The sequence below is a fragment of the Streptomyces sp. NRRL F-5122 genome (assembly GCF_001507435.1).
Lineage (GTDB): Bacteria > Actinomycetota > Actinomycetes > Streptomycetales > Streptomycetaceae > Streptomyces > Streptomyces lannensis.
In genome coordinates, this window is record NZ_LMWH01000228.1 from 139,734 (window position 1) to 163,995 (window position 24,262).

Consider the following 24,262-nt stretch of genomic DNA (forward strand, 5'->3'; position numbering starts at 1 on the left):
GGTCAGCGCACGACGGCTTCCTCCACCAGCAGCCGGGCCGCGGCCGCGATCGACTCGGCGTCGATGCCGGCGGCGTGCAGCTGCTCGGCGGGGGTCGCCGAGCCGGGCATCGTACGGACGGCGAGCCGCACCAGGCGGGGCACGGGGCGCCCGTCCGTGAAGGCGTCCAGGACCGCGTCGCCGAGGCCGCCCTCCTCGCGGTGGTCCTCGACGGTGAGCAGGCAGCCGGTGCGCTCGGCGGCCTCGCGCAGGGTGGCGCGGTCGACGGGCTTGACCGAGTACAGGTCGATCACCCGCACGCTGATGCCCTGCCCGGCGAGGGCGTCGGCCGCCTTCAGCGCCTCGTGCAGGGTGACTCCGGCCGCCACGAGGGTGAGCCGGTCCTCCGCCGAGGCGCGCAGCACCTTGCTGCCGCCGATCGGGAACTCCTCGGTGGGGCCGTAGATGACCGGCATCTTGCCGCGCGAGGTGCGCAGATACCGGACGCCCTCCAGACCGGCCGTCGCGGCGACCAGCCGCGCGGTCTGGTTGGCGTCGCACGGGTACAGCACGGTCGAGTCGTACACCGTACGCATCATGGCGAGATCCTCGAGGCCCATCTGGGAGGGGCCGTCCTCGCCGATCGCACAGCCCGCGTGCGAACCGACGAGGTTGATGCCTGCGCCACTGATCGAGGCCATGCGGATGAAGTCGTGGGCGCGGGTGAGGAAGGCGGCGAACGTCGAGGCGTAGGGCACCCAGCCGCGCGCCGCCATGCCCACCGCGACCCCGACCATCAGCTGCTCGGCGATGTAGCACTCGAAGTAGCGCTCGGGGTGCTCCTTGTGGAAGAACTCGGCGCGCGTGGAGTCGCCGACCTCACCGTCGATGGCGACGACGTCGCCGCGGGCATGGCCGAGCGCGGCGAGCGCCTGGCCGTAGGCGTCGCGGGTGGGTACCTCGTCGCCGATGTCGTAGCGCGGCAGGTCGAGATGCCCGCCCTGCACGGCGTGCAGCATCCGGGCCGCGGGCGGCGACTGCACCTCGACACGCAGGTCACGTACGCCGCCGAGCTCGGTGACGGCCTCCTCGGCGTCCGGCAGGGGCTTGCCGTGCATGCCCTCCCGGTCCTGGACGGCGGCGACGCCCTTGCCCTTGAGGGTGCGGGCGAGGACGACGGTGGGCTGTCCCGTGGTGGACTCGGCCTCGGCGAAGGCGCGCTCCACGGCGTCGACGTCGTGGCCGTCGACCTCCACGGTGTGCCAGCCGAAGGCCTTGAAGCGGCGCGCGTACGCGTCCAGGTCGTGGCCGTGGCGGGTGGGTCCGCGCTGGCCCAGCCGGTTGATGTCGGCGATCACGATCAGGTTGTCCAGATGCTCGTACCCGGCGTGCTCCGCGGCCTCCCAGATGGAGCCCTCAGCCAGCTCGCTGTCACCGCACAGCACCCAGACCCGGTACCCGGTGTGGTCGAGCCGCTTGCCGGCCAGGGCGATACCGACGCCGACGGGCAGCCCCTGGCCGAGCGAGCCGGTCGCCGTCTCCACCCAGGGAAGCCGGCGGGGGGTGGGGTGCCCCTCCAGACGGCTGCCGAGTTTGCGGAAGGTCAGCAGCTCGGTCTCGTTGATGGCTCCCGCCGCCTTGTACGCTGCGTACAGGAGCGGGGAGGCGTGCCCCTTGGAGAGGACGAACCTGTCGTTGGCGGGGTGGGCGGGGCGCTCGAAGTCGTAGCGCAGGTGGTTCGCCAGCAGTACGGCCATCAGGTCCGCGGCGGACATCGACGAGGTGGGGTGTCCGGATTCGGCCGCGGCGGCGGCGCGGACGCTGTCGACACGCAACTGCTGGGCCAGTTCGTGGAGCTGACGGGTGTTCATGACTTCTCCTTCGTCCCGTGGGGAAGGTCGGGGCCTCCGGGTACACGGGCAAGTTCGGGCGAGGACGACTCCAGTGGCACGGACCAGGAGCGGACCAGCCCCAACTGGACCCCCTGGCGGGGCAGTAGGGCTTCCAGGAGCCAGTCGGCTGCGACCCGGACCCGGTTTCCGGGCATGGCCGCGAGGTGGTATCCGCGGGTGACGGCCCCGGCGAGCAGTCCGGACATCGGGATGCCGAGGGGGTTGGCGGCGGCCTGCACCCCGCCGAGGTCCACGACGAAGCCCAGGTCGCGGTGGCGATACACGCGCCGGGAACCGAACCCGAGGGACGCGGCGACGTTGTGGGCGCAGACCTTGCCGTGCCGCCAGGCGTGCTGCGCGGTCATCGGGGTGTACTGGCCCGGCTTCTCCAGATCGGGCACGGCGGCCGCGTCCCCGCAGGCGAACACCTCGGGATGGCCCGGTACCTGGAGATACGGATCGACGAGCAGCCGTCCGCGCTCCAGAGGGCGGTCGATGCTCTCGACGAGTGGATCGGGGCGTACGCCGACGCACCACACCAGCGTGCGGGTCGCGACGAACTCCCCGTCGGTCAGCAGGACTCCGTCGTGCGTCGCCTCCTTCACGGAGGTGCCCATCCGCACGTCGACACCGCGCCGCCGCAGCACACGGTCCGCGGTGCGGGAGAGCCGCTCGTCCATCTCCGGCATCACACGCGGCGCGACGTCGAGCAGCAGCCAGCGCGGCCTCATGCCCTGGCGCAGCGGTTGATCGCGCACGAGCGCGTCGGTGAGCAGTTGGCCCTGCGCGGCGACCTCGGTACCGGTGTAGCCGGCGCCGACCACCACGAAGGTGCAGCGTTCGGAGCAGCTCTCGGGGTCCTCGGCCGCGGCTGCCAGTTCGATCTGGCGGGTCACATGGTCCCGCAGATACAGCGCTTCGGGCAGTCCGCGGAAGCCGTGCGCATACTCGGAGACGCCGGGGATGGGCAGCAGCTTGTTGACGCTGCCGACGGCCAGCACCAGCCGGTCGTAGCCGAGTGTGCCGCCCTGGCCCTCGGGGCCGGTGTAGTGCACGGTGCGCGCGTCGAGATCGATGCCGTCGGCCTCGCCCAGCACCAGCCGCACATGGCGCAGGGTGCCCGAGAGGGAGACCGTGACGCGCCGGGGTTCCAGGATGCCCGCGGCGACCTGGGGCAGCAGCGGGAGATACAGAAAGTAGTCGGTCGGGTTGAGCAGGGTGATGTCGGCTCTGCCCCGGGTCAGCCGCGACAGGGTGCGGGCCGTCTGGTAGCCGGCGAATCCGGCACCGACGATCAGGATGCGGGGTCGACTCACGATTCGCCTCCGGCGTGGTCGCGCGTACGTCGTCTGCGTATGGCTGGCGGGCGCACGGATGCCGCCCTTGCGAGACCTTCCGCGTCCCCCTGGTCCGGGCGCCCAAACGCCGTGGAACGGGCGATTCGCACCCGCCGCCGTCATGGTCCGGCCGGGTACCGGCGCGATGCCCGTGCGCAGGACCCCGTGGCGGGGTCCGGCTGTTCTCCGTGGTGGTGCTTCCTCACCGGTGCCGTCCGGTCCCGTGGATCGGACGGCACCGGGCGAGGGCGGCCCGGACGGGCCGGTTCCGGCCTCCGTGGACCCCCGGGCGCCGGAGCACGCCTCCCAGGGTCGGATCCCCTTCGCGCCCCGGTCACCGAGGGCGACGGGGACGGGGGCGGCGTGGTCCGGGCCGCCCGGCGGCCGGTCACCGCGAGCGCCCCGCGATCCCCGGCAGGGCGTCCGACGGGGCTGCCGCCGTCGCTCACCGGGCTCGGTGATGCGGCGCCTCGGGATCCGGTCCGGGACCCCCGGTTCCCGGCTCGGGGGCACCCGCGCCCGGAACGCCGGGGACGGTGGGGGGCGTCGGCGGGTAGGGCATCCCTCGCCGGCTCGGCGGCGCGGAGGGCGCCGTACCGCCGATGACCGCGCCGTCGCCCGGCGAGGCCATCGTGTCGTGGCCGCTGCCGGAACGGGCCGCCCCACGCAGCAGATAGGCCGCGACACCGAGCACCGCCGCCATGATCAGCGCGGCGGCCCAGCCGGGCAGACCCAGCGCGAGCACCAGGCCGAGGGCGAGCGCCAGCGCGGCACCCGCGTACAGGCCGACGGCGCCGGAGGCGGCGTACAGCGCGGCCGTACGGCGCTGCTTGCGCGTCTGCTCGCGCAGTTCGTCGCGTACGGCCTCACGGGCCACCTGCGCCAGCTCGTCGACCAGGTCCTTGTCCAGATGTTCCAGATGATCCAATCGATTCATGCCCGCCGGGTACCCGGACCCGGCGCCGGGTAACGCCGCGCACCCGGCCTCGCACCGCCCGTGCCCGCCGGCCCGCAAGCTCGCGATCAGTCCGAAACGATCTCCTCCCCGCCCGGGCCCAACTAGGCTCGTGCACATGGAGATTCTGGGAGCCACGCTGCGGATCTGCGTCGACGACCTGGAGGCTTCGGTCCCGTTCTACGAGAGACTGGCGGGCGGTCCCGCCCTCCGTTTCGAGCGCGGCGGAGTCTCGGTGGCCGCGATCGGCTGCTTCCTGCTGATGAGCGGACCCGAGTCCGAACTCGCGATCCTGCGCAAGGTCTCGGCGACGATCGCGGTGCAGGACGTCGACGAGGCGCACCGGGTCCTGACCGGCTCGGGCGCCCGCGTCCTGGCGGGACCGGTGGCCACGCCGGTCGGCCGCAACCTGATCGCCGTGCACCCGGACGGTTCGGTGTACGAGTACGCGGACCGCCGGCCGGCCGACTGACGGCCGGCGGCACCCCACGTCACTGCCGGCCTGCGGCTCCGGGGTCGCCGGGTCGCATCCGGAAGTCGTACCGGGCGGGCAGCGGCTCGTCGGTGAGTTCGGCCCACAGCTCACCGATGGTCTCGGCGCCCTCCCGGAGGTCCGCGACCTCGAACCCGGCGTCGAAGACGGACCGGGCGCCCGCCCGGTCGCCCTCCGCGAGCAGCAGCCGGGCACCGAGCAGCCGGAACCGCCCGCGCTCGCGCGTCGCGGGATGCAGACGGTTCCACACCGCGCGTGCCTCGGCCACACGGTGCACGGCCAGCAGTGTCTCGAGCGCCTCGCGGCCGAGCGCAGCCGTGGCGGCCGTCCAGCTCTCCCCGTCGTCGCGGCGCTCCCGGCACAGATCGTCGAAGGCTTCGGCGTACCGGTCGGCCGCGCGTTCCCGGTTACCGGCCTCCTGGTCGGCAACGGCGAGACAGCGCAGCAACGGCCACAGGGACGGGGCCAGTTCGAGAGCACGCTCCCAACTGCGCACCGCCTGGGCCCGATCGCCCGCATGCCACTGGGCCACTCCCAGGTGATACTCGGTCAGCGGCCGGGCCGGCGCGGTCTCCAGCATGTCCCGCCAGTGCGGTGCCACCAGAGTCTCACCGGGCGGCGCCACCCGCCGCGACTCGGGAAGGGAGCCGGTGAGCAGCAACTCCCGCCACGGCGCCTGCGCTTCGCCGAGCGTCGTCTCCTCGAACGGCGTGCCCGGCAGTTTGCCGCCGGACCGCAGCAGTTCGAGCGCGCCCCAGCCGGAGCCGACGGCGAGCGTCTCGCCGGGGTCCGCGTCCGCGTACGGCAGCCACGCCTCGTACGCGGCGTCGACCACCGGACGCGGCAGGGCCCCGTCGAGCCGGGCCTCGGCCCCGCTTACCACGGTGGTCCACTCCCCCTCCCGCTCCGCCTCGAGCGGCCCGTACGCCTCCAGCCACGACACCTCGCTCGCCGGCTCCAGCCGTACATGCTCCAACTGGGTGCGGGCGAGGCCGGCCTGGATCTCGCAGTAGCCGCCCGTGCCCGGTTGGGTGAGCCACGCCTGCCAGCGGCGCCCGCCGGTGCCCGTGCCCCACACGAAGAGCTTTCTGCCGCGCAGCACATCGGTCGACGTCTGCACCAGTCCGCGCCCGTCCTCGTCGAGCGCCGCGATCCAGCGGCGCCGCCCGTCGGGCACCTCGTAGAAGTAGTCGGCGGGATGGGTGCCGTTCATGGGGTAGGTGCGGTCGGCACCGTCGTACGTCGGCACCGGCACCCGGTGCAGCCGGCGTTCGTAGCCGAAGCGATAGGCCTCCTCGGCGGGGGCGAGCACCCGGCACTCCTCGGGCACCGCGATGTTGGACCACCAGTAGGTCGGCGCCGGCCTCTCGTGCGGATTGCGGATCCGGACGCCGACGTACAGGAAGTCGGAGCCCTCCGGCAGCCAGAGGTCCACCTGGAACGGCAGGTCGCGCAGGCGCTCCCACTCCCAAAGGCGCAGCATCTCCCCGCCGTCGGGCGCGGTGACCCGGGCCGCGTGCAGAGGAGAGCAGGAAAGGGTGGTGTGGCCCGTGGCACCGATGTTCCACTCGATGCCACCGGAGAACCAGGCACCGTTGAGCGCGAAACAGGCGGGCTGGAACACCGGGTTGCGGTAGAGGAGTTCGCGGCCCGTCGGCTTGTGGAACAGCGAGGCGATCCGTCCACCGAGGCCGGGCAGGACGGTGGCGCGCAGCCTGTCGTTCTCGATCACGACGGTGTCGATGTCCATGGGTGCGCGCGCTCTGCCGTAACCGTCCCTCACCCGCACGGGCAGCAGACTGTGCAGCGGCTCCCAGCCGATCTGCCGGGCCATGTCGCGCGGCAGGTCCTCCCTGTCGCGGTCCTCGATACGGTGCACCTCGTCGAGCGGCCGCAGCGGGGGCAGCGGGTTGTCCGGTCCCAGCGCCGCGGCGGGCACTGTCATTGTGTCCCGTCGTATCGTCGTCACGATCTCCATGGAACCCGCCCTCCGGCGAGCCGACCAGAGGCCCTGCCGGTCAGGATTCCGCAAAGGCGGACACAACGGCGCCCGCCAGGCGCAGGGGGCTCATCCGGCGTCGCGCGCCGAACGGCGGGAAGCGACCATCTCGGCCGTGATCGCCCAGCGTTCGTGGTCGCGCCACGCCCCGTCGATGTAGAGCATGTCGGGTGAGAAGCCCTCGAGACGGAACCCGCTGCGCCGGGCCAGGGCGATCGAGGCGGCGTTGCCGGGCTGGACGTTGATCTCGAGTCGGTGCAGCCCCATGGGTCCGAAGGCGTGGCCCACCACGAGGTCCAGGGCCTCCGTCATCAGCCCGCGTCCTGCGGCGTGCGCGAAGACGCCGTACCCGAGGGCCCCGCTCAGGAAGCCGCCTTCGACGATGTTGTTGATGTTGATGAACCCGGCGATGCTCCCGTTGTCCTTCTCACAGACCAGGAACCCCGCTCTTGTCGGGTCCTCGATCAGCCGCCCCGCGTAGGCGGCGTACGCCTGGGCGCTGGTCGGCAGGAACAGCCACGGATGGTGGTGGTCCTTGCTCTCCCTGGCTCGGGCGGTGAACTCGGCGGCGTCCTCCTGGGCGAAGTGACGTATGCCCACGCGGGGGCCTTCGGCGAGATATCCAGGGGTGTCAGGCACCTTGACACCCTATGCGAAGCGGGGTCGGCCGCGGCGGGCTCCGGTACACGGCAGGGCCGGACCGGCGCCGGCGAAGGCCTTCGGTGCCGGACGAGCGGGGCGGACGGCGGCGCCCGGCCGATGGGTCCGGACGGGTGACCGTTCCCGGAGCGCGCGCTGCGGTCGCGCCCCCGCTATGCCAGGGCCGGCACGTCCAGGGTCAGCGTGCCCGCCTCCGCGTCCAGCTCGGCGCCGACGCCGAACGGAATCGTCAGCGCGCCCTCACCATGACCGAACCCGAAGTCCTCCACGACCGGCACCCCGAGTCCGCCGAGCCGGTCGAGCAGTACCGTGCGCAGCAGTTCGTACGGCCCGCAGCGCTCCCACGACCCGAGTGCGATCCCGGCGACCCCGTCCAGCCAGCCGGAGCGCAGCAGCTGGGTGAGGATCCGGTCGATGCGGTACGCCTCCTCGCCCACGTCCTCGATCAGCAGCAGCCCGCCCCGGGCCCCGGACCGGGCGCCGGGGGTCCCCAGTTCCGAGGCGAGCATGCTCAGACAGCCGCCCAGGGTGACGCCGCGGGCGCGGCCGGGCACAAGCGCGGAGCCCGGCGACGCGATGGTCCGCACGCTCTCCGGCTCGAACAGCGTCGCACGCAGGTGGTCCTGCGCCCGTGTGTTCTTGATGAAGTCCACGGCGGACGCCATCGGCCCGTGCAGGGTCACCAGGCCGAGCCGGGACGCGCACGCCTCGTGCAGTGCGGTGATGTCGCTGAAGCCGACCAGCACCTTGGGGCCGGCGGCGCGCAGCGCGTCCCAGTCGAGCAGCTCGACCATCCGCTGCGCCCCGTACCCGCCGCGGGCGCACAGCACCGCGGACACGTCCGGATCGCACCATGCGGCCTGGAAGTCGGCGGCCCGGTCGGCGTCCGTGCCCGCGAGATAGGGGAAGTCGGGGTGCCGGTCGAGCACGTGCGGTGCCACGACGGGGTCCAGTTCCCAGGCGCGCAGGATGTCCAGCCCGGCGGCGAGCCGCTCCTCGCGCACGGGCCCGCTCGGTGCGACGACGGCCACGCGGGCACCGGGGCCGAGTCTGGGCGGTCGTACGAGAGGGGTCACGTGGTGAGCTCCAGAAGGGGAATGCCGGGTGGGTTCAGCCCGAAGACCTGTGCGTACAGCGACAGCTCGGCCTCCAGGGCGCGCACCATGGTCTCGGCCCGCCGGAAGCCGTGCCCCTCGCCCTCGAAGGCGATGTAGGCGTGCGGGACCGACCGCCCCGCGAGCCGGTCCAGGAACCGCTCGCACTGCACGGGCGGGCAGATGGCGTCGTCCAGTCCCTGAAGCAGCAGGAAGGGCGCGGTGATCCGGTCGGCGTGCTCGAGCGGCGACCGTTCGGCGTAGCGGGCGGGTACCTGCGCGTACGGTCCGACGAGCGAGTCCAGATACCGCGACTCGAAGTCGTGGGTCCCCCCGCTGCCCCAGTTCACCAGGTCGAGGACCGGGTAGATGATCGTGCCGCAGGCGTAGACGTCCGTCGTCGTCAGGGAGACGGCCGTGGTCCAGCCGCCCGCGCTGCCACCGCGCACGGCGAGCCGGTCACGGTCCGCTGTGCCCTCGTCGGCGAGGGCGAGCGCGACGGCGGCGCAGTCCTCGACGTCGACGACGCCCCACTGTTCGCGCAGGCGGTTGCGGTACTCCCGGCCGTATCCGGTGGAGCCGCCGTAGTTGACCTCGGCGACGCCGATGCCGCGCGAGGTGAAGTAGGCGATCTCCAGATCGAGGACGAGCGACGCACGACCGGTCGGACCGCCGTGTGCCCACACCACGTACGGCGGCAGCTCGTCGGCGGGCGCGATGTGGCCGGGGTGGTGGGGCGGATAGATGTGTGCGTGGATCTCGCGGCCGCCCGGGCCGGTGAAGGTGCGGATCTGCGGTTCCGGGTAGTGGGCGGGATCCACCGGGTCCCGGTGGGCCGCGCCGATGACACGGGGAGGACCGGTGGGGGCACCCGGACGCGCGTCCGTACGGTCCTGCGCCGGCAGGTCCAGCTCGACGACCTCGGGGAAGCTGCGCGGACTGGCACCGACGGCGACGACGCGGCTGCCGTGCACGGCGAGCGTGGCGGCGAACTCGGTCCACGGCCCGGCCGCGTCGACCACTTCGCCGCTCTCCGGGTCGAGGATGCCCAGCCGGCCGGCGCCGCGGCCGTGCACGACGGCGATCAGCCCGTTCTCCAGCGGGGCGAACCAGCGTTGCCCGACCTTCCACAACGGCCCTGCGAACTCCTCCTCGCGGGGGCACAGGGGCTCGCCGTCGCGGTACAGATTCCACCAGCCGGTGCGGTCACTGGCGTACAGCAGGGAGCCGTCGGGCGCCCACTCGGCCTGGGCGATCGACTCCTCGGGGCCTCCGGCGACGGTGTGCGGCTTGCCCAGGGTCCCGTCCTCGGCCACCTCGGCGACGATCAGCTCGGTGCCGTCCCACGGCATGCGCGGATGGTCCCAGGCGAGCCAGGCCGCGCGCCGGCCGTCCGGCGAGAGCCGGGGTCCGGTGACGAAACGGTGGTGCGCGTCGGTGAGTTCACGCACGGCGTCCCGGTCCTGCGCCGCCGAACCGTCCAGCGGCACCGCGACGGCCACCCGCCGTACATCCGTCGGCCCGTCGCCGGTGAACTCCTCGAGGACGCACCAGACTTCACCGCGTTCCGGATGCAGCCGCGGGTCGACCCACCGCAGTCCGCCGCCCACCGGTGACAGGGGGCTGAGCGGGCGCGGCTCGGCGCCGCCCGCCGTGGGCTCGTACGCGTACAGCCGCTGGTCCGCGAAGTTCACGAACACCACCAGTGGCCCGCCTGGACCCGATGCCCCGGCCCAGGGCCGGCCGCCGTACTCCATGACCCGGCTGCGCACGTTCCACGGAGGGGGGAGCACCGACTCCTGCGTGCCGTCCGCCGTGCGGCGCACGAGTGTGCGGCGTCCGCCCTCGGCCGGGCGCGGCTCGGTCCACCACGCCTCCTCGCCCACGAAGTCCACCGACTCGGGCTGTCCGTCGTGCGCGGCGGCGAGCGCCGCGTCGATGGCCGAGGGCCAGGCCCCGTACGGCAGTGTCCGCATCGTCGTCTCCCCCGGTTCGCTCATCGTCTTCTCCCCCACGTCCCTCATGCCGTGCGCAGAAAGCGGTCCAGGACCCGGACGCCGAACCGCAGCGCCTCGACCGGCACGCGCTCGTCGACTCCGTGGAACAACGCCTGGTAGTCGAAGCCCTCGGGGAGCTTCAGCGGCGCGAACCCGTAGCCGGTGATGCCGAGGCGCGAGAACTGCTTGGCGTCCGTGCCGCCGGACATGCAGTACGGCACCACGTGCCCCTCGGGCGCGAACTCCTCCACCGCGGCGCGCATCCGGGCGTACGTCGGTGAGTCCACCGGTGCCTGGAGTGCCACCTCGCGATGGTGGAACTCCCAGTCCACGTCAGGGCCGGTGAGCTCGTCGAGGGTCGTGCGGAACTCGTCCTCGCCGCCCGGGAGATAGCGTCCGTCGACATGGGCAACGGCCTCTCCCGGGATCACATTGACCTTGTATCCGGCGTCGAGCATGGTCGGGTTGGCGCTGTTGCGGACGGTCGGCGCCACCAGAGCGGCGGCCGGCCCGAGCTTGTCCAGCAGGCCGTCCACATCGTCCAGGTCGGCGTCGAGGCCGTACAGGGCGGCGAGTTCGACGAGCGCCGCGCGTGCCGTCGGTGTCAGTCTGAGGGGCCACTCGTGCGCGCCGATGCGCGCGACGGCCGCGGAGAGCCGGGTGACCGCGTTGTCACGGTTGATCTTGGAGCCATGGCCCGCGCGGCCGCGGGCGGTGAGCTTGAGCCAGCCGGTGCCCCGCTCACCAGCGGCGATCGGATAGATCTGCCGCCCACCGCCGTCGTGGAAGGTGAACGCGCCCGACTCGCTGATGCCCTCGGTGCATCCTTCGAAGAGGTCGGCGTGCCGGTCCGCGAGGAAGCCGGAGCCGTCCTGCGCGCTCGCCTCCTCGTCGGCGGTGAAGGCGATGACGAGGTCGCGGCGCGGGCGTACGCCCGAACGCGCCCAGGAGCGCACGACCGCCAGGATCATCGCGTCCATGTTCTTCATGTCGACCGCGCCCCGGCCCCAGACGACGCCGTCGCGGACCTCGCCGGAGAACGGGTGCACGCTCCAGTCGGCGGCCTCCGCCGGCACCACGTCGAGATGGCCGTGCACGAGCAGGGCGTCTGCCAAGGGATCGGTGCCCTCGATACGGGCGACGACGTTCGTCCGGCCCTCGGTGCGCTCCAGCAAAGTGGGTTCCAGGCCCGCCTCGGCCAGCAACGCCGCCGCGTACTCGGCGGCGGGCCGCTCCCGGCAGTCACCGCCACCGCGGTTCGTGGTGTCGACGCGGATGAGGTCGGACGTGAAGCGCACGACCTCCTCGAGTGCCTGCTCGTCAGCCATACTGCTCCTCCACCGCGGCCGAGACGATCGTGGTGACCGCCTTGAAGGTCCGGATCCCCTCGTACATGGTCTCGCTCGTGTACGCCACCTTCCGCTCGCCGACGCGGTCCACGCCCGGCACGACGGTGGCGGCCATGGCCAGATGCTCCGCGTCGAACTCCAGCGTCACGGTGAACGGCCCGCCTCTCACCGGATCGTGACGCACGGCCAGCACGGACGCCTCCTTGGCGGCCGCGCGGATGTCGGCGGCGGTCCTGGCCGGGGTGCGGCACACGGCCGCGTACCGCGAGACATGGTCCTTCACGGCGACCTTGAGCGCCTCCGGCGCGTATCCGAGTGCGTCCTCGCAGGCGACGTCGTCGCCGGTGACGAGGACGACGGGCACGCCGTACTCGGCGACCACGTGCGCGTTCAGCAGGCCCTCGCTGGCGCGGACGCCGTTCAGCCAGACCCCGGTGATCGAGTTCGCGAGGTAGGTGTGCGCCAGTACACCCTCCGTGCCGGCGCCCGCGTGGTAGCCGATGAACGCGACGCCGTCCACGTCCCCGTGCTGCACGCCCTCCACCATGGACAGGGACTTGTGCCGACCGGTGAGCATCTGCGCCCGCTCGTCCAGCCGCTCGAGGAGCAGATTGCGCATGCTCCAGTGGGCCTCGTTGATCAGCACCTCGTCGGCGCCGCCGTCGAGGAAGCCGAGCACGGCGGCGTTCACGTCCGAGGTGAACATCGACCGGCATCGCTCCCACTGCGGCGTCCCGGGCAGCACGTCGGCCGGCCAGGTCACACCGGTGGCGCCCTCCATGTCGGCGCTGATGAGGATCTTCATGCCAGGCAACTTACGCGCTCGTGACGATGCGCGCCCAGCCCTGTGGAAAAGTGTCCCGCCACCGCCGCCCGTCTGCCCCGATGCCTCGGGGGACGTCGTGCGCGGCCGGTCCGCGACCGGCCGCGCGCGACGCACGTCTCAGCGGTACAGCGCGGGGCGCTCTATCAGTTCGACCTCCGTGCGGCGCCCCTCCGTCTGGGCGCGCACCCCCGCCTCGCAGACCGCCGCCGCGGCGTAACCGTCCCAGATGCTCGGCCCGGTCACCTCACCGCGCCGGGTGGCGTCGACCCAGGCCTGCACCTCGCGGTCGTACGCCTCCTCGAAGCGCTCCACGAAGTCCTGGGCGATGGTCCCGCCCCAGCGCCCCGCCGCGTTGGTGACCATGGCGTGCCCGTCCCCGATCCGGGCGGTGCCGCGCTCGCAGACCGCCTCGGCCTGCACCTGGTAGCCGAAGCCGCAGTTGACGAAGATCTCGACGTCGACGAGGGCGCCGCCGTCGGTCTCCAGGACGACGAACTGCGGGTCGGCGAGGCCCTCCGGCGCGACGTCCGAGGGTGTCGGGCGCAGCACCGTCACCGCCGTGATCTCCTGCCCGAGCAGCCAGCGCGTGACGTCCATCTCGTGCACGACCGAGTCGTTGATGAGCATCGCGTCGGTGAAGCCGGGCGGGCTCGACGCGTTGCGGTGCCGGTTGTGCAGCATGAGCGGGCGGCCCAGCTGTCCGCTGTCCAGCAGCGCCTTGAGCTTCACGTACTCGGCGTCGTAGCGCCGCATGAAGCCCACCTGGACCCGGCGGTGGCCAAGCCGCTGCTCGGCCTCGAGGACTCTGAGCGCGGAGGCCGCGTCGGGGGTGAGCGGCTTCTCGCACAGGAGGGGCAGGTCGCGTTCGAAGGCGGCGAGCAGCGCCGACTCGTGCGCGGGGCCGGGAGAGGCGATCAGTACCGCGTCGACGTCGGCGGCGGCCATCGCCGCGTCCGGTTCGGTGTAGGCCGTGCAGCCCTCGACGCCTGACGCGACGTTCTTGGCGCGTTCCGCGTCCACGTCCACGACGGCGGCCACCCGGGCCCCGCTGATCACCTCGCTGATGCGGCGCACATGGTCGGCGCCCATCCGCCCGGTACCGATGACGGCGACTCCGAGCGTTCCACGCTGGGTCATGGTGGTCGTTCGTCCCTTCGGGGGTGATCAGGCGCCGCAGGAGCGGAGGAACGCGCGGGTGCGTACGGCGATGGGCAGCGGCTTGTCCGGCGCGCAGGGGTACATGTCCTGCTCGACGATGGCGAAGAGGTCGACGCCGAGTCCCTGTGCGGCGGCGAGGACGGGCTCGAGCGCCGGAACGCCCGCGGGGGGCTCGCACATCACTCCGCGCTGGACGGCGGGGCCGAAGGGCACCCCGTTCGAGACGACGTCGGCGAGGATCTCCGGGTCCACCTGCTTGAGGTGCAGATAGCCGATGCGCTCGCCGTAGGTCTCGATGAGCTTGACGCTGTCGCCGCCGCAGTAGGCGTAGTGCCCGGTGTCCAGGCAGAGGTTGACGAGGTCGGAGTCGGTCGAGTCGAGGAAGCGCTCGACGTGGGCCTCGGTGTCGATGTGGGTGTCGGCGTGCGGGTGCACGACGATGTCCAGGCCGAAGGTCTCCTTGACCTCGTGACCGAGCCGTTCCATGCCCTTGGTGAGGTGTGCCCACTGCTCGGTGGTGAGCTCCGACGGCTCGATGATCTCGGCGGTCTTGTCGTCCCGCCAGAAGGAGGGGATGACCACGAGGTGCTTCGCGCCCATCGCCTGGGTGAGCGCGGCGACCTGGCCGACGTGCTCCCAGGTGGACTCCCACACGGACGGTCCGCGGTGCAGGGAGGTGAAGACCGTGCCGGCCGACACCTTCAGGTCCCGCTTGGCCACCTCGTCCGTCAGACGTGCCGGGTCGGTCGGCAGGTAGCCGTACGGGCCGAGCTCGATCCAGGAGTAGCCGGCGTCGGCGACCTCGTCCAGGAAGCGTTCCCACGGCACCTGCTGCGGGTCGTCGGGGAACCAGACGCCCCAGGAGTCGGGTGCCGAGCCGACCCGGATGCGGTCCAGGGCTTGCGTCATGTCAGGAATTCCCTTCGGAGGATGCCGCCATGGGTGCCTGGAGGTCCTTCGCTTCGGGGAGCTCCTCGACGTCGACGCCGCGGACCTGCGCCAACTCGTGCTTGAGGGCGGCGAGTTCGGCGCCGCCTGCCATGTGGTTGGTCAGCTCCTCGAGGCTGACCTCGCTGCGGTCGGCGCTGAGTTCCAGGGTGCCGAGGCGCAGTACGTTGAAGTGGTCGCCGACCATGTAGGCGTGGTGGGGGTTGTGGGTGATGAAGATGACGCCGAGGCCGCGGTCGCGGGCGGCGGCGATGTACTTCAGGACGACACCGGACTGCTTGACCCCGAGCGCGGCCGTGGGCTCGTCGAGGATCAGGACACGAGCGCCGAAGTAGACGGCGCGCGCGATGGCGACGCACTGGCGCTGGCCGCCGGACAGCGTCCCGATGGGCTGTTCGAGGTCGTCCAGCACGATGCCCATGTTCCGCAGCTCTTCGTCCGCGGTCTTTTTCATCCGGGCGATGTCGAGACGGCGGACCGGCCAGGGGCCCTTCGTCATCTCGGAGCCGAGGAAGAAGTTCCGCCAGACCGGCATGAGCGGCACGGTGGCCAGGTCCTGGTAGACCGTGGCGATGCCCCGGTCCAGGGCTTCGCGCGGGGTGCTGAAGCGCACCGCCTCTCCGTCGACCAGGAACTCGCCCTCGGTGTGCTGGTGCAGACCGGAAATGATCTTGATCAGGGTGGACTTGCCGGCGCCGTTGTCGCCGAGGACGCAGGTGACCTTGCCGGGGTGGACGGCGAGGTCGACTCCGTGCAGGGCGCGGATGTTGCCGTACGACTTGCCCGTGCCGCGCAGTTCGACGACGGGAGTCCGGTCGGCCGCGGCGGCCTGGTCGTTGTTCTTGCCGGTGTCGGCGGTCGTCATGGGGGTCACCTCCGGGTCGCAGACTTCTGGACCCACAGATTGATGAGCGTGGCGCCGAGGAGCATCACGCCGAGGAAGGCCTTGAACCAGTCGGGATTCCAGCCGGCGTAGACGATGCCCTGGCTCACCATGCCGAACATGAAGGCGCCGAACACCGGGCCGATCGCGGAGCCGTAACCACCGGTCAGCAGACAGCCGCCGATCACTGCGGCGGCGATGTAGATCAGCTCCTGGCCGACGCCCTCACCCGACTGCACGGTGTTGAAGGAGAACAGCTGGTGCATGCCCACGAACCAGGCGCCGAAGCCGACCAGCATGAACAGCGAGATCTTGGTGAACTTCACGGGCACGCCGACGGCCCGCGCACTGTCCTTGTTGCCGCCCACCGCGAAGATCCAGTTGCCGTACTTGGTGCGCAGCAGCACCCAGGTCGCCAGCGCCGCGAAGAACAGCCACCACAGGACGGTGACCTTGAACTGGACGCCACCGACGGTGAACGACGACGAGAAGACCGCCTTGGCCTGGCCGAAGCCGTCCATGTCGCTGATGTCGTCGGTCGCCACATTGCCCGTGATCAGCTTGGTGACCGCGAGGTTGATGCCCTGCAGACCCAGGAAGGTGCCGAGGGTGACCAGGAAGCTGGGCAGCCCGGTGCGCACCATCATCCACCCGTTGAACGCTCCGACGGCGAGCGAGACGACGAGCGCGACGATCACGCCCACCCAGACGTTCATGGTGAGTTGGAAGCTCACCATGCTGGCGGTCAGCGCGGAGGTGATCACCGCGACACCGGCCGACAGGTCGAACTCGCCGCCGATCATCAGCAGGGCCACGGGCAGCGCCATGATCCCGATGGTGGACGACTGGTAGAGGACGGTGGCCATGGCGCTGCCCGAGCGGAACGTGGGTGCCATGGCGAAGAAGAAGACGAACACCGCGACGGCGCCGAGGAAGACGCCGACCTCGGGCCGGGCCAGCAGCCGCAACACGAGGGAGCGCTGCGCGGTCCGGCCGTCACGCTCCTTGGGGCCGGAGGCCGGCGGTGAGGTCACCGCCGGCGCAGCCTGCTGGGACATGGTCATCACCTGGTGCCCTTCGCGGCGAAGGTGGCGATGGTGTCGACGTTCGACTTGTCGACGAAGGCCGGGCCGGTCAGCACCGGCTGCTCACCGCCGCCGCTGTAGTTGCCGTTGTTCTTGTACAGCCACAGGGAGTCGACCGCGAGGTAACCCTGGAGGTAGGGCTGCTGGTCGACGGCGAACTGGATGTCACCCTTCTTGATGGCGCTGGTCAGGTCCTTGTTGAGGTCGAACGTGGCGACCTTCGCCTTGCTGCCCGCGTCGGCCAGCGACTGCACCGCCGTCAGCGCGAACGGCGCACCGAGCGTGACGACGTAGTCGACCGAGCTGTCCTGCTTGAGCTTTGCGGTGATCGTCGACTTCACCGACGGCATGTCGGTGCCGTTGACGTAGAGGATCTGGGTCTTGCCGCTGAACGTCTTCTTCACACCGTCGCAGCGCTGGGAGAGCCCGATGTTGCCCTGCTCCTGGATCACGCAGACGGTGCTTTTCGCGCCGACCTCGTTCAGCTTCTTGCCGAGCGCCTCGCCCGCCACGCTCTCGTCCTGCCCGAAGAACTCCATCAGGCCGAGCTTCTGCCAGTCGCTCACACCCGAGTTGAGGCCCACCACCGGGATGCCCGCGGACTTGGCCTTGCTCACGACGTCCTTCATCGCGTCCGGCTTGGCGAGGGTGATCGCGATGCCGTCGACCTTCTGGTCGACCGCGTTCTGGACCAGGTTGGCCTGGGTGCCGGCGTTCGGGTCGGCGGAGTAGACGAGCTTGATGTTGTCCTTGGCCGCGGCCGCCTCGGCGCCCTTGCGGACGATGTCCCAGAAGGTGTCGCCCGGCGCCTGGTGGGTGACCAGCGCGACCGTCATACGGGGTGTGTCCGCCTTGCCCGCGGCGGCGCCGGAGCTGCTTTCCTCCGCCTTTTTTCCACCCGAGCTGCTGGAGCAGCCGGCGACGAGCAGCGCCGACGCCGCCGCTATCGCAACGAGCGGGGCGACCCTGAGGGAACGGCGGGGGTGAAACGTGCGATCCATCTTTCCTGCACCTCACTGTGCGACCGGGGGGAAAGGGGACGGGAGGGACGACGCCGGACGGGATGTCCCGCCCGGGTCCGGACGGGATGTCCGGGTAGGTACCGGGTGAACCGGCGGATTCGCTGGGACGGGATACAAACCCCTGCGACACCCGCCTGTCAATACTTTGTTAAGACATCATTTCAGAAGCAGGTCCGAATGTAAGAACAAAGTCTTGACAGGGACAACCCGTGCGGCCTACACCTGTGAGGCATCCGGGCCCCGATGTCCCCCTTGCGGACATCCGACCCCGCATCCCCGTACGAGGAGCGACGCTCATGCCTGAGCCTGCCGAACATTTCGATCTCATCACCATGGGACGCATAGGTGTGGATCTCTACCCGCTGCAGACCGGTGTGCCGCTCCCCCAGGTCGAATCCTTCGGAAAGTTCCTCGGCGGCTCCGCGGCCAACGTGGCGGTGGCGGCGGCGCGGCTCGGCCGTAGCACGGCGGTGATCACCCGGACCGGCGACGACCCCTTCGGGACCTATCTGCACCAGCAGCTGGGGGAGTTCGGCGTGGACGACCGGTTCGTCACACCCGTGGCGGCCCATCCGACCCCGATCACGTTCTGCGAGATCTTCCCGCCGGACGACTTCCCCCTGTACTTCTACCGCCGGCCCAAGGCACCCGACCTCGAGATCCACGCCGACGAACTGGACTTCGACGCCATCCGTTCGACCCGCATCTTCTGGATGACCGGCACCGGTCTGAGCGAGGAGCCGAGCCGTTCGGCCACGCTCGCCGCCCTCGCGGCCCGGGACAAGGCCGGCATCACGGTCTTCGACCTCGACTGGCGCCCCATGTTCTGGAGCGACCCCGCCTCGGCGCGGCCCTACTACGCGCAGGCGCTGCGCCACGCCACCGTGGCCGTCGGCAACCTCGACGAGTGCGAGATCGCGACCGGCGTACGCGAACCGCAGGCCTGTGCCCGGGCGCTGCTGGACGCCGGCGTGGAACTGGCGGTCGTCAAGCAGGGACCCAAGGGGGTGCTCGCCGTGCACCGCGACGGCACGACGGCCGAGGTGCCGCCCGTACCCGTCGAGGTGGTCAACGGACTCGGCGCCGGTGACGCGTTCGGCGGCTCGCTCTGCCACGGACTGCTCTCCGGCTGGCCGTTGGAGAAGACCATGCGCCATGCCAACGCGGCCGGGGCGCTGGTCGCCTCCCGTCTCGCCTGCTCCTCCGCGATGCCGACCGAACCGGAGGTCGCCGGCCTCCTCGCACGCGACTGACCGTCCCGCCGAGGCCTCTCGCACGCGGCCGACCGCCGCCACCCCTGAACGGAGCCTGTCTTGACCATCAGCATCCCCGACCTCGCCACGGTGCGCGCCCGTCACCCGGAGGCCATCGCCGAGGCCGCGGCACGCCGGCTGCGCCGACCGCTGATCGGCGACAGCGGCCGGATCATGATCGTGGCCGCCGACCATCCGGCCCGCGGGGCTCTCGGCGTCGGCGACCACCGGCTGGCCATGGCCAACCGGGCCGATCTGCTGGAACGCCTGTGCGTCGCACTGGCCCGGCCCGGCGTGGACGGGGTGCTGGCCACCGCCGACATCCTGGAGGACCTCCTGCTCCTCGGCGTTCTGGACGACAAGGTCGTCATGGGTTCCATGAACCGCGGCGGACTCGCGGGCGCCGCATTCGAGATGGACGACCGCTTCACCGGCCACCGCCCCGAGGACATCGAGCGGCTGCGCTTCGACGCCGGAAAACTGCTGCTGCGCATCGACTACGAGGACCCCGGCTCCCTGCGCACCCTGGAGTCCGCCGCCCGCGCCGTCGACGACATGGCCGCGCGGAGGCTGCCGCTCTTCGTCGAGCCGTTCCGGTCCCGCAGGATCGACGGCAGGGTGCGCAACGACCTGAGCGCCGAGGCCGTGGCCCGCTCCATAGCCATCGCCTCGGGGCTCGGCGGCACCTCCGCCTACACCTGGCTCAAGCTGCCGGTCACCGACGACCCCGACGAGGCCGCCGAGGCTCTGGAGACGTCCACCCTGCCCGCCGTGCTGCTCGGCGGCGAGGTCGGCAAGGACCAGGAGGGCGCGTACGAGAAGTGGCGCAAGGCGCTGCGCCTGCCCACCGTGCAGGGCATGGTCGTCGGCCGGTCCCTGCTGTATCCCGCCGAGGGCAGTGTGGAGACCGCGGTCGACACCGCGGTCGGCCTGCTGTGACACCGCAACGACGAAGGGCATCATGACCACCACGCACCACCTTCCCGCGGGCAGGGCCGCCACCGGCGACCACACCGTCGACGTCTCCCCCGAATCCGCCGGATGGGGCTACTCCAGCCTGCGGGTGCTCGAACTGCCGCCGGAGGGCCGGCGCTCCTTCGACACCGGCGACAGCGAGTGGATCGTGCTCCCCCTGTCGGGCTCCTGCACCGTGGCCGTCGGTGACGACACCTTCCGGCTGCACGGCCGCGCGAGCGTGTTCAGCGGCGTCAGCGACTTCGCCTATGTGCCGCGCGACGCGCAGGCGGCGATCACGACCCGCGAGGGCGGCCGGTTCGCGCTCGCCGGCGCCCGCTGCGAGCGCCGGCTGCCCGCGCGCTACGGACCCGCCTCCTCCGTCCCGGTCGAACTGCGCGGCACCGGCAACTGCTCGCGCCAGGTCAACAACTTCGGTGCCGCCGGGGTGTTCGAGTGCGACAGGCTGATCGCCGTCGAGGTGATCACACCGGGCGGCAACTGGTCCTCCTTCCCGCCGCACAAGCACGACGAGCGCAGGCCCGGGGAGGAGTCCGAGCTGGAGGAGATCTACTACTTCGAGTTCGCCGCCCACGACGGCACGCCCGGGCTCGGCTACCAGCGGGTCTCCCCCTCCGGTCACGCCGGGGGGACGGACGTGCTGGCGGAGGTGCGCGACGGTGACGTCGTCCTCATCCCGGACGGCTGGCACGGCCCGTCGATGGCCGTGCCCGGCCACGACATGTACTACCTGAACGTCATGGCCGGACCCGACCCCGACCGCGCCTGGCTGATCTGCGACCACCCCGACCACGCATGGATCCGCGACACCTGGCCCGAGCATCCCGTCGACCCCCGCCTCCCGCTCTACGCCGCCCCCGCCCAGTGAAGTCCTTCGCGTACGAAGCCGTCCGAATGAGGTCCCGATGAGCCACCCGAACCAGTCAGTGCGCCGCCTGACCGTCGCCCAGGCACTGGTGCAGTTCCTGTCCGCGCAGTACAGCGAGCGCGACGGCGTACGGCACCGGCTGATCGCCGGCACCTGGGGCATCTTCGGCCACGGGAACGTCGCCGGGATCGGCCAGGCGCTGCTCGAGGCCGGCGAGGAGGCCATGCCCTTCCACCAGGGCCGCAACGAACAGGCGATGGTGCACGCCGCCGTCGGCTACGCCCGCCAGCGGGGCCGGCTCTCCACGCAGGCCGTCACCACCTCCATCGGCCCCGGCGCCACCAACCTGGTCACCGGAGCCGCGCTCGCCACCATCAACCGTCTCCCGGTCCTGCTGCTGCCCGGCGACTACTTCGCCGCGCGCCCGGCCGACCCGCTGCTCCAGCAACTGGAACACCCCGTCGAGGCAGACGTGTCCGTCAACGACACGCTCCGCCCCGTCTCCCGCTGCTTCGACCGGATCACGCGCCCCGAGATGCTGATCCCGTCCGCGCTGAACGCCATGCGGGTGCTGACCGACCCGGCCGAGACCGGCGCGGTCACCCTCGCCCTGCCGCAGGACGTGCAGGCGGAGGCGTACGACTGGCCGGAGGAGTTCTTCGCCGAGCGCGTCTGGCACGTGCGCCGTCCCGCACCGGACCGCACGGAGCTGACGGAGGCCGTCCGCGCGATCCGCGCGGCCGAACGGCCGTTGATCGTGGCAGGCGGCGGCGTCCACCACAGCGAGGCCGAGGAGGCGCTGAAGTCGCTGGTGGACGCCACCGGCATCCCGGTCGCCTCCACCCAGGCGGGCAAGGGTTCGCTGCGCCACGACCACCCCGCCGACCTCGGCGGCATCGGGCACACCGGCACCGCCGTCTGCGACGACCTCGCGCGCACCGCCGACCTGGTCATCGGGGTCGGCACCCGCTACAGCGACTTCACCACCGCGTCCCGCACGCTGTTCCAGAACCCCGGCGTCCGGTTCGTCAACCTCAACATCACCGCCTTCGACGCCCACAAGCTCGCCGGCCGCACCCTGGTGGCCGACGCGCGGTCGGGTCTGGAGGCACTGTCCGAGGGCCTTGCCGGCCATCACGTGAGCGACGCGTACGTGGCCGAGTACCGTGCGGGCAAGGAGCGCTGGGAGGAGGTCGTTCAGGCCGCCTTCCGCGCGGACGACGACAACGCCGTACCGACCCAGACCCAGGTCCTCGGCGCCCTGGACTCGGTCGTGGGCGACGACGACGTGGTGATCAACGCGGCCGGCTCGCTCCCCGGCGACCTGCACAAGCTGTGGCGGGCCCGCTCGCCCCGCCAGTACCACCTCGAGTACGGCTACTCCTGCATGGGTTACGAGATCCCGGCCGGGATCGGTGTCCAGCAGGCCGCGCCGGGTACGCCGGTGTGGTCGCTGGTCGGCGACGGCACCTATCTGATGATGCCCACCGAGATCGTCACCGCCGTCCAGGAGGGCCTGCCGGTCAATCTGGTCCTCATCCAGAACCACGGCTACGCCTCCATCGGGGGCCTGTCCGAGGAGACAGGCGGCGAACGCTTCGGAACCGCCTATCGCCACCGCGCCGCCGACGGGACCTTCACCGGGACCCCGCTGCGGGTGGACCTCGCCGCCAACGCCGGAAGCCTCGGCATGGACGTGCTGCGCGCCAAGACCGTGCGGGAGCTGCGTGACGCGCTGGCCACGGCGCGCGCATCCGACCGGCCCACCTGTGTCTACGTCGAGACCGACCCGGCGCCCACCGCCCCCGGTGCCGAGGCCTGGTGGGACGTGCCCGTCGCCGAGGTCGCCTCCCGCCCGGCCGCCCTGGCCGCCCGCGAGCGGTACGACCGGCACACCGCCGACCGCCGGCACCACCTCTGACCCCCGCTCACGAAAGGCCCCCGCACCATGAAGACCATCAGCCACTGGATCGGCGGCAAGCCCGTCGAGGCCACCTCGGACCGCTTCGGTCCCGTCTACAACCCGGCCACCGGCGCCCAGGAGAAGCAGATCGCCTTCGCCACCGTGGACGAGGTCGACGCCGCCGTCGCCGCCGCGCGGGCCGCCTTCGAGAGCTGGGGACAGTCCTCGCTCGCCAAGCGCACGGCGATCCTGTTCAAGTTCCGCGAACTGCTCGACGCGCACCGCGACGAGATCGCCGAGCTGATCACGGCCGAGCACGGCAAGGTGCACTCGGACGCTCTCGGCGAGGTCGCGCGAGGCCTGGAGATCGTGGAACTGGCCTGCGGGATCTCCGAGAAGCTGAAGGGCGAGCTGTCCACCCAGGTCTCCACCCGTGTGGACGTCGCCTCGATCCGCCAGCCGCTCGGCGTGGTCGCGGGCATCACGCCGTTCAACTTCCCCGCCATGGTGCCGATGTGGATGTTCCCGCTGGCCATCGCGACGGGCAACACCTTCGTGCTGAAGCCCAGCGAGAAGGACCCGTCCGCCTCCTTCCGGCTCGCCGAGCTGCTGGCCGAGGCGGGCCTGCCGGAGGGCGTCTTCAACATCGTGCAGGGCGACAAGGTGGCCGTCGACCGGCTCCTCGAGCACCCGGACGTGGCCGCGGTCTCCTTCGTCGGCTCCACCCCGATCGCCAAGTACATCCAGCTCAAGGCGGTCGAGCACGACAAGCGCGTGCAGGCCCTCGGCGGTGCCAAGAACCACATGCTGGTCCTGCCGGACGCCGACCTGGACTTCGCGGCCGACCAGGCCATCAACGCGGCCTACGGTTCGGCCGGCGAGCGCTGCATGGCCGTCTCGGTCGTGGTGGCGGTCGGGGACACCGGCGACGAACTGGTCGGCAGGATCGCCGAGCGGGCGAAGAGCCTGCGCATCGGCCCCGGAGACGACCCGGCGTCGGAGATGGGCCCTCTGATCACGCGTGAGCACCGCGACAAGGTGGCCTCGTACGTGGCGAGCGCGGCCGATCAGGGGGCCGAGGTCGTGGTCGACGGCACGGGCTACTCGGTTCAGGGTCACGAGGACGGCTTCTTCATCGGCGTCTCGCTGCTGGACAGGGTGCCGGTGACGGCGGACGCGTACCGGGACGAGATCTTCGGCCCGGTGCTGTGCGTGGTGCGCGCCGAGACCTACGACGACGCCGTCGAGCTGATCAACGCCTCCCGCTGGGGCAACGGCACCGCGATCTTCACCAGGGACGGCGGCGCCGCGCGCCGCTTCCAGCTGGAGGTCCAGGCGGGCATGGTCGGCGTGAACGTGCCGATCCCGGTGCCCGTCGGCTACCACTCCTTCGGCGGCTGGAAGAACTCGCTCTTCGGCGATCTGCACGTCTACGGCAACGACGGCATCGCCTTCTACACCCAGGGCAAGGTGATCACCACACGGTGGCCCGACCCGGCCGACGGCGGTATCAACCTCGGCTTCCCGAGCAACTCCTGAGAAACGCGGTGGCCGGTGCGGGAAGGGCGGTACACCCTCCCGCACCG

20 protein-coding genes are annotated in these 24,262 nt (G+C 71.6%); 6 read left to right on the plus strand and 14 right to left on the minus strand.

The window, feature by feature from the left end:
* Positions 1-2 precede the first annotated feature (2 nt).
* From ADL25_RS21580 to ADL25_RS21590, 3 genes are all read right to left on the minus strand, one after another.
* Positions 3-1,850 (minus strand): transketolase, encoded by a 1,848-nt coding sequence (locus ADL25_RS21580; RefSeq protein WP_059129396.1) that lies wholly within the window; start codon positions 1,848-1,850, stop codon positions 3-5.
* Complete coding sequence (locus ADL25_RS21585) at positions 1,847-3,187, minus strand: NAD(P)/FAD-dependent oxidoreductase (RefSeq protein WP_059129397.1); 1,341 nt, start codon at positions 3,185-3,187, stop codon at positions 1,847-1,849. The genes ADL25_RS21580 and ADL25_RS21585 overlap by 4 nt, the downstream gene beginning before the upstream one ends.
* 466 nt (positions 3,188-3,653) lie before the next feature.
* Complete coding sequence (locus tag ADL25_RS21590) at positions 3,654-4,145, minus strand: phage holin family protein (RefSeq protein ID WP_059129398.1); 492 nt, start codon at positions 4,143-4,145, stop codon at positions 3,654-3,656.
* A gap of 136 nt (positions 4,146-4,281) precedes the next feature.
* Here ADL25_RS21590 and ADL25_RS21595 point away from each other — a divergent pair, with 136 nt between their 5' ends.
* Positions 4,282-4,635, plus strand: a complete 354-nt coding sequence (locus ADL25_RS21595) for a VOC family protein (protein ID WP_059129645.1) — start codon at positions 4,282-4,284, stop codon at positions 4,633-4,635.
* Positions 4,636-4,654: 19 nt separating this feature from the next.
* On the opposite strand, the gene ADL25_RS21600 is transcribed toward ADL25_RS21595, so the two are convergent.
* From ADL25_RS21600 to ADL25_RS21650, 11 genes are all read right to left on the minus strand, one after another.
* Positions 4,655-6,634: a DUF5107 domain-containing protein gene (locus ADL25_RS21600; RefSeq protein ID WP_059129399.1), complete on the minus strand. Its 1,980-nt coding sequence runs from the start codon at positions 6,632-6,634 to the stop codon at positions 4,655-4,657.
* 90 nt (positions 6,635-6,724) lie between these two features.
* Positions 6,725-7,294: a GNAT family N-acetyltransferase gene (locus ADL25_RS21605; protein WP_059129400.1), complete on the minus strand. Its 570-nt coding sequence runs from the start codon at positions 7,292-7,294 to the stop codon at positions 6,725-6,727.
* A gap of 173 nt (positions 7,295-7,467) precedes the next feature.
* The gene (locus ADL25_RS21610) at positions 7,468-8,391 is read right to left on the minus strand and encodes a S66 peptidase family protein (RefSeq protein WP_059129401.1); all 924 of its coding nucleotides are present in this window, start codon (positions 8,389-8,391) and stop codon (positions 7,468-7,470) included.
* Complete coding sequence (locus ADL25_RS21615; protein ID WP_059129646.1) at positions 8,388-10,385, minus strand: prolyl oligopeptidase family serine peptidase; 1,998 nt, start codon at positions 10,383-10,385, stop codon at positions 8,388-8,390. The genes ADL25_RS21610 and ADL25_RS21615 overlap by 4 nt, the downstream gene beginning before the upstream one ends.
* 44 nt (positions 10,386-10,429) lie before the next feature.
* The gene (locus tag ADL25_RS21620; protein WP_059129402.1) at positions 10,430-11,734 is read right to left on the minus strand and encodes a M20/M25/M40 family metallo-hydrolase; all 1,305 of its coding nucleotides are present in this window, start codon (positions 11,732-11,734) and stop codon (positions 10,430-10,432) included.
* A complete protein-coding gene (locus ADL25_RS21625; RefSeq protein WP_059129403.1) occupies positions 11,727-12,560 on the minus strand; it encodes a M55 family metallopeptidase in 834 nt (277 codons plus the stop codon). Before ADL25_RS21625 ends, ADL25_RS21620 begins: the two co-directional genes overlap by 8 nt.
* 138 nt (positions 12,561-12,698) lie before the next feature.
* Entirely contained in the window at positions 12,699-13,718 is a 1,020-nt protein-coding gene (locus ADL25_RS21630; RefSeq protein ID WP_059129404.1) for a Gfo/Idh/MocA family protein, read from the minus strand.
* A 27-nt stretch (positions 13,719-13,745) separates the two neighbouring features.
* Positions 13,746-14,648, minus strand: a complete 903-nt coding sequence (locus ADL25_RS21635; protein ID WP_059129405.1) for a sugar phosphate isomerase/epimerase family protein — start codon at positions 14,646-14,648, stop codon at positions 13,746-13,748.
* A gap of 1 nt (position 14,649) precedes the next feature.
* A complete protein-coding gene (locus ADL25_RS21640) occupies positions 14,650-15,552 on the minus strand; it encodes an ATP-binding cassette domain-containing protein (RefSeq protein WP_059129406.1) in 903 nt (300 codons plus the stop codon).
* A 5-nt stretch (positions 15,553-15,557) separates the two neighbouring features.
* The gene (locus ADL25_RS21645; protein WP_059129407.1) at positions 15,558-16,634 is read right to left on the minus strand and encodes an ABC transporter permease; all 1,077 of its coding nucleotides are present in this window, start codon (positions 16,632-16,634) and stop codon (positions 15,558-15,560) included.
* Complete coding sequence (locus ADL25_RS21650) at positions 16,634-17,656, minus strand: sugar ABC transporter substrate-binding protein (RefSeq protein ID WP_059129408.1); 1,023 nt, start codon at positions 17,654-17,656, stop codon at positions 16,634-16,636. The genes ADL25_RS21645 and ADL25_RS21650 overlap by 1 nt, the downstream gene beginning before the upstream one ends.
* Positions 17,657-17,973: 317 nt before the next feature.
* Between ADL25_RS21650 and iolC the strand changes: the two genes are divergently transcribed.
* From iolC to ADL25_RS21675, 5 genes are read left to right on the plus strand one after another with little or no spacing between them, the layout of a single operon-like run.
* Positions 17,974-18,930 carry a 5-dehydro-2-deoxygluconokinase gene (gene iolC, locus ADL25_RS21655; RefSeq protein ID WP_059129409.1) on the plus strand — a complete coding sequence of 319 codons (957 nt, stop codon included), beginning with the start codon at positions 17,974-17,976 and terminating at the stop codon, positions 18,928-18,930.
* Positions 18,931-18,990: 60 nt separating this feature from the next.
* On the plus strand, positions 18,991-19,869 hold the full coding sequence (locus ADL25_RS21660) for a Cgl0159 family (beta/alpha)8-fold protein (RefSeq protein ID WP_059129410.1): 879 nt from the start codon (positions 18,991-18,993) through the stop codon (positions 19,867-19,869).
* Between the two features lie 22 nt (positions 19,870-19,891).
* Positions 19,892-20,773, plus strand: a complete 882-nt coding sequence (iolB, locus tag ADL25_RS21665; protein ID WP_059129411.1) for a 5-deoxy-glucuronate isomerase — start codon at positions 19,892-19,894, stop codon at positions 20,771-20,773.
* 37 nt (positions 20,774-20,810) lie between these two features.
* Positions 20,811-22,694, plus strand: a complete 1,884-nt coding sequence (iolD, locus tag ADL25_RS21670) for a 3D-(3,5/4)-trihydroxycyclohexane-1,2-dione acylhydrolase (decyclizing) (protein WP_059129412.1) — start codon at positions 20,811-20,813, stop codon at positions 22,692-22,694.
* A 27-nt stretch (positions 22,695-22,721) separates the two neighbouring features.
* The gene (locus ADL25_RS21675) at positions 22,722-24,215 is read left to right on the plus strand and encodes a CoA-acylating methylmalonate-semialdehyde dehydrogenase (protein WP_059129413.1); all 1,494 of its coding nucleotides are present in this window, start codon (positions 22,722-22,724) and stop codon (positions 24,213-24,215) included.
* The last annotated feature ends 47 nt before the right edge of the window (positions 24,216-24,262 follow it).

Excerpts from the sequence above, each read along its gene's own strand:
- ADL25_RS21595 (WP_059129645.1), top strand. The coding sequence starts at position 4,282 with ATGGAGATTCTGGGAGCCACGCTGCGGATCTGCGTCGACGACCTGGAG.
- ADL25_RS21645 (WP_059129407.1), bottom strand. The coding sequence starts at position 16,634 with ATGACCATGTCCCAGCAGGCTGCGCCGGCGGTGACCTCACCGCCGGCC.
- ADL25_RS21630 (WP_059129404.1), bottom strand. The coding sequence starts at position 13,718 with ATGACCCAGCGTGGAACGCTCGGAGTCGCCGTCATCGGTACCGGGCGG.
- iolB (WP_059129411.1), top strand. The coding sequence starts at position 19,892 with ATGACCACCACGCACCACCTTCCCGCGGGCAGGGCCGCCACCGGCGAC.
- ADL25_RS21650 (WP_059129408.1), bottom strand. The coding sequence starts at position 17,656 with ATGGATCGCACGTTTCACCCCCGCCGTTCCCTCAGGGTCGCCCCGCTC.
- ADL25_RS21640 (WP_059129406.1), bottom strand. The coding sequence starts at position 15,552 with ATGACGACCGCCGACACCGGCAAGAACAACGACCAGGCCGCCGCGGCC.
- iolC (WP_059129409.1), top strand. The coding sequence starts at position 17,974 with ATGCCTGAGCCTGCCGAACATTTCGATCTCATCACCATGGGACGCATA.
- ADL25_RS21635 (WP_059129405.1), bottom strand. The coding sequence starts at position 14,648 with ATGACGCAAGCCCTGGACCGCATCCGGGTCGGCTCGGCACCCGACTCC.
- ADL25_RS21615 (WP_059129646.1), bottom strand. The coding sequence starts at position 10,385 with ATGCGGACACTGCCGTACGGGGCCTGGCCCTCGGCCATCGACGCGGCG.
- ADL25_RS21675 (WP_059129413.1), top strand. The coding sequence starts at position 22,722 with ATGAAGACCATCAGCCACTGGATCGGCGGCAAGCCCGTCGAGGCCACC.
- ADL25_RS21620 (WP_059129402.1), bottom strand. The coding sequence starts at position 11,734 with ATGGCTGACGAGCAGGCACTCGAGGAGGTCGTGCGCTTCACGTCCGAC.
- ADL25_RS21590 (WP_059129398.1), bottom strand. The coding sequence starts at position 4,145 with ATGAATCGATTGGATCATCTGGAACATCTGGACAAGGACCTGGTCGAC.
- ADL25_RS21580 (WP_059129396.1), bottom strand. The coding sequence starts at position 1,850 with ATGAACACCCGTCAGCTCCACGAACTGGCCCAGCAGTTGCGTGTCGAC.
- ADL25_RS21625 (WP_059129403.1), bottom strand. The coding sequence starts at position 12,560 with ATGAAGATCCTCATCAGCGCCGACATGGAGGGCGCCACCGGTGTGACC.
- ADL25_RS21600 (WP_059129399.1), bottom strand. The coding sequence starts at position 6,634 with ATGGAGATCGTGACGACGATACGACGGGACACAATGACAGTGCCCGCC.
- iolD (WP_059129412.1), top strand. The coding sequence starts at position 20,811 with ATGAGCCACCCGAACCAGTCAGTGCGCCGCCTGACCGTCGCCCAGGCA.